Genomic DNA, 12,774 nt, shown 5'->3' on the forward strand with positions numbered 1-12,774 from the left:
CGCGACCCGATACGACAAGACCGCCGAGTCCTACCAAGCAGCCGTCACACTCGCCTCGCTCCTGATGTGGGCGTGACAATTGAAGACACCGCCTACGCCGCCACCTCGCCGTCCGAACCCGCCGCCTGATCGACACCGGCACGTTCGCCCCCGCCCCGCGCACCGATAACGCACCCGCTGCCAGCGCCTCCGAGCCCGCCCGCCCCATCGTGCAGATGCTCCTGAGCCGCTATCTCGCCGACAGCCCGCTCGAGCACATCCGCTGCGTGGCCCAGACCCGCCACCGTCACCGCTGCACGAATTCCGTCCTCGCTCCCACCGGCCCCCATGGAGCCTGGCGACTGCTGCCCACCGGACCCCAACGTCGCCAACTTGCATTGCTCGACACCCTGATGGCCGTCTACGACCTCAGCCACCTGCCCTACACCGAACAGACACGCTGGCGCACCCAGCGCTGCGCCGGGCATTCCGTAGCCGACGGCGCCGCCGATCTCGCTCTGGCCGGCTGGCAAATCTTCGACCCTCTTCTGCACGCGGCCCACATCCGCGCCCGTCTGCCCCACACCCTGGCCAGTCATCCCCGGAACGGGTGACGATGCCGCACCACGCCCTGGAAATCCTGCTCACCAGGCTCCTTACGACGGACGAACTCCACCACGCCACCCGCACCTGGCCGCTCGCGGCCAACCACGACGCCACCCGCCTGGTGGCCCTCATTGGTGCGAGAACCCCGGGCCGAGCCGCCCACCGTCTGCGCCGCCGCCTTCAGACCGTCGGGCTGCCCATCGACGTGATCACTACCCCCTACCCGGACGCAAACGGGCAGATCCTGCTCAGCGCCGCCTTCTCGCCAGCCACCCAGTCCGTCCTGGAGAACGCAGCGCGCCGCGCAGGACAAAAACCCGAGCGCTTCATCGAAGCGGCCCTCCACCGAGCCCTCGCCGAACATGCTTCCCAGGAGACCGACGGCCTCGATAAGGCAGTGCGCCAGCTCCTCGCTCACACCACCCCCGCGTACCTGCTGTCCGCCGTCGGACACGCGCTCACCCGGCTCCCCGAAGGACCCACGCCATGAACCCCACCGCCGAACAGACCGCAGCAGCCGACGCCTTCAACGCCGGCGACCACCTGGCCCTGCAGGCCGGCGCGGGCACAGGCAAGACCACCACCCTGGCCCTGCTTGCCCGCGCCACCAAACGCCGCGGCCGCTACCTTGCCTACAACCGCGCCATCGCCCAGGACGCCACCACCCGCTTCCCCGCCAACGTCCAATGCAAGACCGCCCACGCCCTCGCCTACGCCGCCATCGGCCACCACTACGCCCGCCGCCTGAACGCACCCCGCCGCCCCGCCTGGCATACCGGCCACACCCTCGGCATCACCAAAGACATCCGCATCGGCGACCGCGACCTGTCACAAAAAACCCTCTCCAACACCACCCTGCGCACCGTGGCCCGCTTCTGCCACACCGCCGACGAGGAGATCACCCGCCACCACGTCCCGCACCTACGCGGCCTGGAAGACAAAGACCTGCACGCCGAACTCGCCGACCACATCGTCCCCATCGCCCGCAAAGCCTGGAGCGACCTGCAAAACCCGGACGACGGCTGCGTCCGCTTCGACCACGACCACTACCTGAAAATCTGGGCCCTCACCCGGCCCAAACTCCCCGCCGACTTCCTCCTCCTGGACGAAGCCCAGGACACCAACCCCGTCGTCGAACAGATCTTCCTCGACCAGCGCAGCCACACCCAACTGGTCATGGTCGGCGACTCGGCCCAGGCCATCTACCACTGGCGCGGCGCCAAGGACGTCATGACCGGCTTCGACGGCACCCACCTGGCCCTGTCCCAGTCCTTCCGCTTCGGCCCCCACCTCGCCCAGGAAGCCAACCGCTGGCTGCGCATCGCAGGCGCCCCCATCCGCCTGACCGGCACGCCGACCGTGCCCACCGAACTCGGCCCCGTCGCCTGCCCTGACGCGGTTCTGTGCCGTACCAACGTCGGTGCCATGGCCCAGGTCATGGCCCTGATTTCTGCGGGACGCCGGGTGACTTTGGCTGGCGGAGGTGAAAGCCTGCGGGCCCTTGCGCTGGCCGCCCGCGACCTGAAAGAAGGCCGCCGCACCAGCCACCCCGAACTCCTTCTCTTCCCAACTTGGGGAGAGCTGCAGGACTACGCTGCCCACGATCCAGCCGGACGCGACCTGCAGCCTCTGGTCGACCTCATCGACAAGCACGGCACCGACGCCATCCTCGAGGCACTTTCCCGACTTGCTCCCGAGCAGCAGGCCGAGGTGACCGTCTCCACCGCGCACAAAGCCAAGGGACGCGAATGGCCCTGCGTGACGATTGCGAACGACTTCACCCCGCCGAAGGACAGTGACCAAGCAGATGAAAATGGATGCCCTGTTCCCGGTCCGATCGATGGCAGCGAGGCCCGCCTCGCCTACGTAGCGGTCACGCGCACCCGCCAGCGTCTGGACATGGGAGGCCTGTCGTGGATCGACCAGCACCCGGACGGAAATCCACTGCCAGGAGGCCCCCCCGCACGCCGGCTGCATTAGGGCTCACAGGTAGCCCAACGGCCGCACAAGGGACATGGAAGATCCTCGAATCCACGAAGAAGCGGCCCTCGTTGCGGCCAGCCGCCGCGCTGCCTTCGGTGCCCTGGCCCGCAGCCTCGCCTCATCTCCGCCCGGGACCGCCCCACTGCCCGTGTCGGTCCGTGCGCTCATTGCAGGTCACAGCGGAGTCGCCCACCGTCCGTACCCGGCCATCCGCAGACTCGCCCGGGAGGTGCGCACCTCGACGCCGGGCACCGCGGGCCGGCCCGCATGACTCCTACTCGAGCAGGCCGCTGGCTGGTTGTTACTCACTTTCGGGTGACGGCGTGGACGGTCCTGGGGTGGCGCGGTGCGGTGTACTGGGCCCGCTGCCATGGCTCGCACCGATTGTCGGCTCGGAGACGCGTCAACGTGGTGCACTCACCGTGTAGGTGGAGGGTGCAGGTGATATGGGCGATCTGGAACACGGTTCGTTTCTCATCCGCATTCGCCTGGCGTGGTGGACAACGCGTGGGTGCGCGGCCAGCCGGCCGCTACCGCACACTGCACACGCCGGACGTGGCCCCATGGCGACGGAGAGGGGTTGTGTCCGCACCATGCAGGGGGACCTGTGACCGTCTCTGCGACTGCCCGCCGTCTGACCGCCGCCGCGTTGATCGCCGCGGCCGCCACCGTGGCGATCGCTGTGCCCGCCACCGCGGCCGACCACCGCGCCACCCGCGCCAGTGTTCAGATCAGCCGCGTGCAGAACGACTCCCCGGCCCACGACGACCGCTCGATCTGGTCTCTGAACAGCGAATGGGTGGACATCACCAACAACACTCGCCGGGCCGTGAACCTGGACGGCTGGACGCTGTCGGACCGGGCCGGTCACACCTAAACTTTCCACCACTACCGCCTTTCTGCGCACCGGTAGTCCGCATCGACTCACTCATACCGTTGACGCTATCCGTCACCGGTGAGACAAAGCAGTGGAGATAGCATTGACCCACACGTAGAGCAATGAAACGGATACATTCCGTACGTGATCAGCGAGGTATCCGCCACTGCGGAGATCGTCCGGGTCGACGTCATCGACCCGCTGGCGTACTAGACAGTGTTGTCCGGGCCGACTCTGCAAGTCGTTGAAGACATCGACGACTACCTCCGACACCTACGTTTTCGCCGCAGCCGGGCTGAGTCGACTACCAAGACGTATGCCGGTCACCTGAAGCGGTTCCACATCTGGTGCGGCGAACGGGACATGTCCAGGGACGCAGCCGCATTCGAGTTGGCCGGCTATGTGATGCGGAAGGACGGCGTTCTGTTCGAGGAGCATCCGGTTCTCGACCTCCAGCACGGCCTCTTTGCGGGCCGAGGCTGCCGCAGCGGCCCGCGGCCGATCGCCGTAGAACCCGTGGATTGCGACTAGCGCCGGCGCCAGCGTCGAGTCCGCGGGCAACTCACCCTGCCCACGACCGTTTGTCTGCCGGGGCGTCGTCCGCAGACGCGGAAGCAGCGCCACACTGCCCTGGCCGCAAGCCGACGCACAGAGGCTGACCTAACGGCCCTCTGCAACGTCAACCAGCGCTTGATGGTGGAAAACAGCCAGCTACTCACGGCCTCGGCACCAACTTGATCACCAGGATTTGATTGCCCTGTCTCCCAGCCCCCGCCACCGCGCCGGCGTGACCGGAGGCCGCACTGGCGGCGATAGAAGGCGGCAGCCATACAGATATGGCAGCGCGACGGTGCTTTTTTGATTTTGGGGTTACTCTGGGAAAATAGTATGCGGTCACCGAGGCAGGGTGGTTAGGGTGAGCGAGTACCAGGGACCAAATCCTCACGATTTCGGATTCGATCCTGCGGATTTCGGCGCAGACGAAATCCGCGCCGTTCGCAACGGCGATGGATACCATTGGACGGCTTACAAAAAAGGAGGAGGACAAGTCAGCTGGAACACTGACCTTGAGGGAAACTACCGAGACTTCAGCCCCGAACCACGATATGGGCCCGTGGTCCATCTGAGTGACAGAAATATCAAGGGTTCCCACACGAATGTGTGGGCCGACGATCCCAAAGGACAGGCGCCACGCCGGCCTGGCGACTAAGAAGATGAACTCTCAGCTAGCCGGTTCACCACTTGACGTGCGCAGAATGGCGGACACAGGCCGCGATTATCCAGTTGGGGGAGTACTTACCCTCGAGTATGCGCTCCATCTGCGAGACCTTCGCGTCGGCTGCATCAGACCAGAAAAGCGTGCGCTCCGCAACTTCAGCCTCATCGGAATCTGCCCGAGAGTCATCCGATGGATCTGCCGTGTCGTCCAACACCGGCCGAATCGCAGCAATATCTTCAGTCTGCTGCACGCACTCCTCGACTAGGTCATTGAAAGACAGCCCTCGTTCTGCCGCCTCCTCCGAGACGTGAGCCAGCATTGAAACCGGCCAGGCGACGAGTCTTCTCACGAGATGCGAGGGTTCCCAGATTACCGTCGAGTGCATGCAGACCTCCCAACCACGCTAAATTGTGTCATTTTACACCCATTTTTGGGAAGTAGTCAATACACATAGGCTTCAAGGATCCGGTCCGATAGAAGCCCAAGACACATAAGACCGAAAAATCCCGGCCCTTTCTTGTCGGCTAGCATTGGCAAGTGGAGCCAAGGTGCAAGCCCCTCAACCTCAAGATGATTTCCGATATTGTCCTTTATCAGGTCGCGCTTGATGGGGCCACGCAACGCGACAGTGATACGGTCCACGGCAGTTCCGTCAAGCAAATTTTTCCAATCCATCGCATCAAAACCCCACGCCACTACAATCTTGTCATAGTGTTTCCGGCGCGCACCCTTCAGGTAGACCATCGCCCCCTTATTGTGATTGATGAACGTTACCCTGGATACTTCTCCAGCGATGGTGTCGAGATTCTGTGCAACATCCATTATCCGCTTAGCGGCCAGAGAAAACACTCCCGCAGCAGTGTGCTCGAGGAACTTCGTCCTGCTTTTGGTGTTGAATTCATCCCAAGCCCGCGGGTCTGAATAATGTCGATTTTCGTCATAGCTTTCCCCCCTAGAGTAGATCACCCCATCTGGAGTTATGAGTTGGATGAGGAAGTTGCTTTTCGTTGACTCAAGTAGCGCCGACACCACCGATGCGGCCGCCCCTCCAGATCCAATGACACCGATAACCTGCCGCCTGTGGGAGGCTATTGTGTTCAAGTGTTTCCAGAAGTTCCTGGCGTCAGTAATTGTAGGTGGATGCTGAGAATTATGGTATCCAGGCATGGGCGTTATTGGCCCGGGGCCTGTAATCACCAACCCGTCCCCTACGACATGATCTTCGCTGCCGGGTTCAGCGTCTCCCTGATTTGTGGCGTCATCCTCTACAACCGTTAAATCCCAGAGTTGACCCGTTACTCCGATCTTGACCACCCTTCGTCTATCTATCGGGAATTGCACCTTACCTGCAACCCAGGAGAGATAATTCGCCCACTGCTTAAGGATGGGATTATGCATTCCTCGATCTACCCAAGACGCAAAATCCTCGGAACCTCTGTAAGGGTCTGTAACCAAGTACGCTTGCCAGCTAAAGGAAAGCATTTCTGAGTTAACGCGTTCGTTCGATGCATCCCATGCGTCTGATCGGTAGGGGAAGCCAACGTCTTTAAGGGGCGGTGTTGCGAGGTCTTGCCGCCCATCTGTGTATTCCAGGATTTCGCCTGCCCAGTTCGCCGCCACTCCATTGGGGTCCAGAACCGTAAGCTTGGGGACCGTGAAACCGGATCCCCTAAGAGCCTCTAGCTTCGCCGCTATAGATACGGCCTTCGGGCCTGCCCCAAGAACTATGAGATGCTGCAGCGTCATTTTTGATCCCCGCACTTTCCCGAGGGATGCTGACGGTCAGTTGCAGACGGTCGCTCTCCTCTTCTCAGGATGCCGCTAGCGGGTGGAGATTGCATCTCACGATGCGTGCCAGCACGAGGGCTTGCAGCGTCGAAGTAGTAGCGCCGCCTCGTCTCGTGCATGAGTGGAGTAGACCATTTCCGCGCTGGCGTCGCTGGCGTCATCGACACCTGGGGGCACGCGCGTAAAGCCATCCATCAACGTCGTCGTCACCATCGACGCGCTGACAGTCCGACGCCAACTATCGGGCACACCATTGACTCATAGGTAATGCCCTCCCTGGCCTGCATGAAGAACCGTCAGCGGTGCACAGAAGGAGCCGGACGGCCGCTCCACTGTCCGCGTCCACACCGGCATCGGCCACGACTCCGGCCACGACGTCTACCAGGACCGCCGCGCCTACGTCTGGAACAACACCACCGACACCGCAACCCTGCGCGGGACTGTACGGGCCCCAGTGAAGTCACAAGATCCGGCTGGAAACGAGGGCCATGGGTCACGGCCACGCGCTGGTGGCGAGCCGCGACCGGTCGCCTGATGGCCATTAGCTACGGGACGTCGACTTGGAAGAAGAGAAGTTGTACGGCTTCGGAAGGCTGGCTGGTTTCGCTGTTCAGGATGTGGGCGGTGTAGTGGAGCCAGATCTCGCCTGTGATCCTTTTGCGCGCTCCAAGCAGTCCTTCCTGCTCGGCCCAGGCTCGGACGGGTGCTTCTGTGAGCAGGCTGTCGGTTCCCAAGAAGTCGGTGCGGCCTGCGTGTGCAAGCCGGTAGGAGGCGGTGTAGCGGCCTGGGACGCGCCCGGCGCTGCCGACAGGATGCCCGTGCTCGTGAGCCCAGGCGCGCACGGCTCTGGTCTCGTCAGGGGAGACGTGGATACGTGAGCGGCGTGTGGTTTCCGCGCGGCGACAGCCGCAACTGTTGGTGTTTGAGCTGGTGACCTGGGCCTGCACCCGTGTGACCCGCTGGCCGCAGCGGCACTCGTAGTCGCGGACGATCTCGCTGGGCTTATCGGGGTTGCGGTAGGGAGCCTCGACAGCGGTGAGCCAACTTCCTTCAGCCGGCGCGGTTGCCCTCAAAGCGCGGGGTTTGGGCTCGGACCTCGGGCGTGGGATGCGCGGCGGTTTCAACTGGCCCCAGACAGCGGTGATGTACGCGTCCGCTTGGTGCTGGGCACGCGCCACACCCCCGGCGAGGTACGCGTCCAGTTCTGGGCATGCACCGGGGAAGCGCTCGCACAGAGCCTTCGCTACCGCGCCCGCCTGCTCCCAGGGTCCCGCTCGGTCGGGGACGGCAACAGACACGAGGCGTTCGCCCTCCAGCGGCTCGAGATCCCCCAGACGCACATGCACCATCAGATCCAGCAGCCCGGCTCTCACCAGGACTTCGCTTTTCTCCCGCTCGTCGCGGCGATTGTGGGCTTGCCGCAGCACAGAACTGTGGTGAAAGGCGCCGTCGTACTCCACTCCAACGGTCACGCCCACTCTGGTTAGGCGCAGCATGATGTCGACCTCGACGTCGCGGTAACGCCACTGAGCGGGCTTGAGCCCGTGAGGGATCGGCAGTTGGTGCGACGCGTAGTCCGGTACGCCATCGGGCAGCCGTGGATCCCGCACGCTTGGCTCTTGGAGATCGAAGAGGAAGGCGAGTTCGGCCGCGAGCCTTACCTGCTCCTTGGAGATCCCTGCTGTAGAGCACTTCCCGCAGTCCTCGCCTCGGACCCGGTTCAAAACCGTGGCCTTCCATCGGTGGCCGTGGCGGCAGGACCACCACACCTTCTGATATGCGTCCTCGCCCGCGCGTTGCGTCCGGCGGGAGGCATTGTGCGCGGTAGTGGACATCACTGCGGGATCCAGATCAGGATCGTCCAGTTGTTCTGCCAATTTCGGGAACCACCGCTGCAAGCTGTTCGTGGCGTCGATGACGTAGCCGGCGCATACCAGGCAGCCGTCCTGCTGCAGCGCGCGACTCTTGACCTCCGCCTCGAATCGGTGCTCGACTTTTTCCCACAGGCCAGTCTCGGGGGCGACCGCCCAGGTGCGGCACAACCACGGCACGCGCGTGTGGGCGCCGTAGGCGACCGTCTCCGGTGGTTCAAGGCCCATGTACTGGGCTGCCAGGGTCGGCAGGTCCGCCAGGCTCGTCAATTTCCGGCATGCGGGACAGCCGGCACCGGCCTGCACGCGATCTTTCGGCCAAGCCGGCCATGCAGGATGCTCGTCGGGGTATAGCGGGCACCGCCATAGGTACGGGCTTGGTACCCCAACCTTCTGGGCTGTGGCCAAGACATCCGTCGGGCGGCCAGGATTACCCGGATGCCACTGCACAGCGACCTCGGGAATGTCTGCAACCTTCGTCTTACCCCGCCCGCCGGTGCGATGGGACCACCGGCCTTGTACTGCTTGCTTGTGCGTGTCCCAAAATGAGTTCGCCTCGGCTTGGCGGCTCTGAGCCGCCTCCAGCTCCTTTGATAGGCGGTGGCCACGTTCCTTGTTGGCTTGGTTCCAGTACTCCCGCATGACCTGCGACATACGGAGTCGGTCCTCGCGGCTTCCACTGCCCACGTTCAGCGGTTCCGGTGGCTGCAGCCGAGCCACCTGCTGCGGACGGTGGTTCCGGGTACTACCGCCGGTGGCGTCATCTATGACTAGCGACATGCCGAGACCCTAACTACAGGCGCTGACATTCGGCTGGCGAGGTACCTCTGTAGGAGGTCGTTCAGGGCGCTGCCAGGGTTGTACCAACGGTCGGTCGAGCTCGCCGACATCGACCTTGGCTTGCTTGACCCGGTCGCGCACGCGGGTTCTCTCAGCTATCCCTCTGCTTCCCCGTCTTCGATGAGGTCCTCGCTGAAATCAACCGGCGGCGGTCCGAGCCTCACCGACATCTCTGCGATCTTTGGGTCCATGTCCCACAGCTCGCCCAAAGCCGGGTCCGTGTAGCCCTTCGCGCGGCACAGCGCATCGAACTCTTCCCTCGTCATAGCCACGGCTCAGTCCGTCCTCTCGGTAGTGATGTGGTGAATCGGTCTTATGAACCGGGAATTTGCCGGCAAACGATCGCTTGCGACCACGGCGGGCTCCCACGCCGCACGCGTTTTCCCATAACTGCCAGGGAGCGCTGGCCAGACCCGCCCTCGCGACGCCCGCTAGGCCGGGGCAGCGGTTGCCGTGGGCGGCCAGTGACGCTCCCAAATATGTTTGAACAGGCTCTTTTCACTACGCCGAGCACCCCTGAGAGGCCGCCGCAGACAAGGTTTGGCCTGAGTTGACGTAGGGGGCGTCACAGCGGTCGGCTCGGGCTGCGGTCTGGGAAGGATCAGATCGTCGACTGCTGGTCTTGTTCCCCTTGGCACATCCAGGCGATGACGTCGCAGACGCGCAGGATGCCGATGTCCTCGCCGATGCCTGCCTTGTCGCGGAGGCGGACGAGCTGATCGCGGAAGGCCCCGCCGTTCGCCCGGAGTGCGGCGGCCAGTGCGGCCCAGAAGCAGTCGTCGGTCGTCGGCCGCTTGAAGGTCTGCTTGACGCGGATGTCGTAGACCGGGATGAGGTGGGGGCGCTTGCGGGCCAGCAACTTGCCCGCGATGACCGGCCCGCTGCCGTCGGGCTTGTTCGGATACTTCTTGCTGTCTGCCAGGCGCTCCCACAGCTCCCATGCGGGTCCGCCCTTGGCTATCAGGATGTCACTTGCAGAATCTTCCAGGCGGGCGTCGGTCGGGATCTGCGACAGCAGGCGTGTCCAGTGCCCTTGGGGATCGCTCAGCAGGTCGAGTGCTCCGTGCGGCGCGAGAGAGACGCTGAGCGTGGTGATGGCCACCAAGTCGTTGCTGTCGAAGCGGTTCGCGACGTGCTGAGTATCTCCGCCATCGCCGAGGCGCTCGAAGTGCGCGCCGGAGTAGTACAGGTCGCCGCGCGAGCGCTGACGGGTGAAGTATTCGGTCAGTAGGCGCACGGCCTCTGCGTCGTCCCAGTAGATCTCTGGGATCGTCAGTTCAATCATTGTACCCCCCAGTTGCTCTGGCTATGGGTGACGCGTCGTGCAAAACGTGACGGTGCCATACTGGCGCACCAATTCCTTGGTGCCCTGGGAATCGCCCGCACCGTGCTTTTAAGCACCAGCGACTTCTTCCTCGCTGGCGACCTGGTGCGCCGGACGGAAGATGCCACGGTGAACGTTAGCCGACGATGCCGACATTGGGCCGTTTCCGCGGAACACCCCCCGCTTCGGTGGAGAGGACGCCCGCGGGCTGGGGCCGTGGAGGATTCGGGAGGCCCACTCACGCCTCCCAGGCGCTCTCGCGCAGCAGCGGGTACCGATCAAAGTGAGCAGGCCGGAGTGCTGCAGCGCGCCGGGGAGCGGTCAGCCGCGGCGGGCACACGTCACTGCAGCGGCCGGGACAGTCCCTGGTCGAGGAAGACCGGCGACGGGTAGCCCCAGTCCATGGCCATGACGGTGAACGCGTCCAGGATCGCCGGCGCCCAGTCGTCGCCGTCTATCAGCGTCTCGTCCAGGACTTCGCCGGAGCTGTAGAAGGGGCGGGCGTCGTCTCGGGCCCCGATGGTGGTGACGTCGATGACGCCCTCGATCGGCTGTTCCTGCTCCCCGTGGCGGTGCGTGGACAGGTGGATCTCCACGACGGGCGGCGGCAGCGTCACATTCCCAACGACGGCGGATACCGTCTCGGGCAGCAGCACGTTGGCGGCGGCCGGCACCAGCTCCATAAGCGATTGTTGGACGAAGCCCCAGGGCAGCACCATGCCGTCCAGCCAGAACACCAGGTCGCAGCAGACCTCCAGCCCGGAGTTGCCGATCCCGGCCGCGACCCGGCACAGCAATCGCGCGTTGTCGTGCCCCTCCTGTCCGGCGCGGGCGGAGCGCTCCAGGACGACGTTGCTGCTGGTCGACCCGGCGAGCTGCCACGGCGTGATCACCGAGGACTGCCCGCGCTGCAGACGCAGGGACAGCACGTTGACCAGCGGGTCCAGTTGCGTTTTCTGCAGGGCCGCGGTGATCCGCCCCGGCATCCCTGTGGCCACGCGGCTGCGCCGGCCGTTGCTGCGCAGGGGGAAGCTGGTGACCGCTCGCAGGATCAGGTCGGGCTGCTGAACGTCGGGACCGGAGGACACCGGCACGCGGTGGGTGTCCGGCCTACGCATCGCGTGGCCGAGCCGCGGCGCGGCCCGCACGTCGGTGGCCTGTGCGAGCATGGCGGCCATCATGGCGCGGCTGGCGTGCACGTTGCGGGCGTCCAGCCGCACCAGGATGCTGCCGTCCAGCACGATCGGGGCGGGCACCGTGTCCCGGCTGATCCGTATGACCAGGACTACTTTGTCGCTGGCGTCGTCGAGCGGAACCTCGATGACCTCGGGCGACCACGGCGGATCGAACTTGGTCGCCAGCTGGTTGACCAGGCTCTCCTTTTCTTTCCGTGTTACCCCGACCACCTCGCTGGGCACGGTCTTCGGCTCTTCGGCGACGCCGACCAGCACGATGCCGCCGTAGGTGTTCGCCAGGGCTGCCACGGCCTCGATGGGCTTGTCGCCCTGGCGCTTGTACTCGACCGTCAGGTTCTCCGCGATGCCCAGCTCGACGAAGTCCTTGACCATCTGGGCGGTCAACTCGCTGCTGGGAGCGGTGAGCAGTTCATGCATCCAATCAGCTTGAGCGCAGCCCCCGGCTCCCAGCAACGCATTTGACTTCCCGGTTCCTGGAAGGCACCGCAACGACTGCGTCCGCCCGAAGTGCCCAGAGGTTGGGGGCTCAGTGGTCCGGCCCGCCTGTGGTTCGGTGGAACCGGTCGCACGCGGCGCCGGGCGGCGCATCGACTGCGTTGGGAGACCTGGGCCCGGCCTTGATCACCAACGTAGTGCTGACCAGTTCGGTTGTCGGCCCTTGTCCTGGCGGCGTTTGCAGTAGGTGGCGAGGGCCTCCAACGCGCGGCGTTCTTGGTGATCGTCGCTGTGTGTGGTGGCGGTGCGGATTTCGCTGTCCCAACCGTCGGTGATGGTGCCGGTGGAGGAGAGGGCGTACAACGCGGATGACTGTCCGCCGTGGAACTGAGTGGCGATAACTCGTGCTGCCAGGTCTGAGATGGTCCGCTGTTCGCTTTCGGCAGCGTCAAGTTCGGCTCTGATGATGTCCCAATCGCCCATGCCGGCCTTTCGGCGAACCACTGCGCCGGTTCTCCGCAGCCAGCTTCGTTGCTGGTCTCGCAGGTAGTGACCTGAGGGTCCTGCCGCGAGGGGCGAACCGGTAGGTTTCGCCTTTCTAACGTATTGGTGGAGAGCTTCGTGTTCTGGGCATAGTGGCACGCGTGGTCTCCCGC

11 protein-coding genes and 1 pseudogene are annotated in these 12,774 nt (G+C 64.5%); 5 read left to right on the top strand and 7 right to left on the bottom strand.

The window, feature by feature from the left end; genetic code table 11:
- Positions 1-209 precede the first annotated feature (209 nt).
- The 4 genes from AB0F03_RS35275 (at position 210) to AB0F03_RS35290 (ending at position 3,445) form a co-directional block, all read left to right on the top strand.
- On the top strand, positions 210-593 hold the full coding sequence (locus AB0F03_RS35275; protein WP_361999910.1) for a hypothetical protein: 384 nt from the start codon (positions 210-212) through the stop codon (positions 591-593).
- A gap of 2 nt (positions 594-595) precedes the next feature.
- Entirely contained in the window at positions 596-1,075 is a 480-nt protein-coding gene (locus AB0F03_RS35280; protein ID WP_361999912.1) for a hypothetical protein, read from the top strand.
- Positions 1,072-2,565 carry a UvrD-helicase domain-containing protein gene (locus tag AB0F03_RS35285; protein ID WP_361999915.1) on the top strand — a complete coding sequence of 498 codons (1,494 nt, stop codon included), beginning with the start codon at positions 1,072-1,074 and terminating at the stop codon, positions 2,563-2,565. Before AB0F03_RS35280 ends, AB0F03_RS35285 begins: the two co-directional genes overlap by 4 nt.
- A 610-nt stretch (positions 2,566-3,175) precedes the next feature.
- A complete protein-coding gene (locus AB0F03_RS35290; RefSeq protein WP_361999917.1) occupies positions 3,176-3,445 on the top strand; it encodes a lamin tail domain-containing protein in 270 nt (89 codons plus the stop codon).
- Positions 3,446-4,680: 1,235 nt separating this feature from the next.
- Here the strand turns inward: AB0F03_RS35290 and AB0F03_RS35295 are convergent.
- Together AB0F03_RS35295 and AB0F03_RS35300 are read right to left on the bottom strand one after the other, a co-directional pair.
- Complete coding sequence (locus AB0F03_RS35295) at positions 4,681-5,049, bottom strand: hypothetical protein (protein ID WP_361999919.1); 369 nt, start codon at positions 5,047-5,049, stop codon at positions 4,681-4,683.
- 56 nt (positions 5,050-5,105) lie between these two features.
- On the bottom strand, positions 5,106-6,410 hold the full coding sequence (locus AB0F03_RS35300) for a SidA/IucD/PvdA family monooxygenase (protein ID WP_361999922.1): 1,305 nt from the start codon (positions 6,408-6,410) through the stop codon (positions 5,106-5,108).
- Between the two features lie 361 nt (positions 6,411-6,771).
- Between AB0F03_RS35300 and AB0F03_RS35305 the strand changes: the two are divergent.
- A pseudogene (locus tag AB0F03_RS35305) lies at positions 6,772-6,888 on the top strand (lamin tail domain-containing protein); the annotation flags it as partial.
- A gap of 109 nt (positions 6,889-6,997) precedes the next feature.
- Here the strand turns inward: AB0F03_RS35305 and AB0F03_RS35310 are convergent.
- From AB0F03_RS35310 to AB0F03_RS35330, 5 genes are all read right to left on the bottom strand, one after another.
- Complete coding sequence (locus AB0F03_RS35310) at positions 6,998-8,593, bottom strand: zinc-ribbon domain-containing protein (RefSeq protein WP_361999924.1); 1,596 nt, start codon at positions 8,591-8,593, stop codon at positions 6,998-7,000.
- A 665-nt stretch (positions 8,594-9,258) separates the two neighbouring features.
- Positions 9,259-9,429 carry a hypothetical protein gene (locus AB0F03_RS35315; RefSeq protein ID WP_361999926.1) on the bottom strand — a complete coding sequence of 57 codons (171 nt, stop codon included), beginning with the start codon at positions 9,427-9,429 and terminating at the stop codon, positions 9,259-9,261.
- A gap of 335 nt (positions 9,430-9,764) precedes the next feature.
- Positions 9,765-10,448 (bottom strand): DUF6308 family protein, encoded by a 684-nt coding sequence (locus AB0F03_RS35320; protein WP_361999929.1) that lies wholly within the window; start codon positions 10,446-10,448, stop codon positions 9,765-9,767.
- Positions 10,449-10,828: 380 nt separating this feature from the next.
- Positions 10,829-12,100, bottom strand: coding sequence for an ATP-binding protein (locus tag AB0F03_RS35325; protein ID WP_361999932.1), 1,272 nt, complete (start codon positions 12,098-12,100; stop codon positions 10,829-10,831).
- A 204-nt stretch (positions 12,101-12,304) separates the two neighbouring features.
- A complete protein-coding gene (locus AB0F03_RS35330) occupies positions 12,305-12,601 on the bottom strand; it encodes a hypothetical protein (RefSeq protein WP_361999934.1) in 297 nt (98 codons plus the stop codon).
- Positions 12,602-12,774 lie beyond the last annotated feature (173 nt).

Origin of the sequence: Streptomyces sp. NPDC028722 (assembly GCF_040637655.1) — a bacterium.
Lineage (GTDB): Bacteria > Actinomycetota > Actinomycetes > Streptomycetales > Streptomycetaceae > Streptomyces.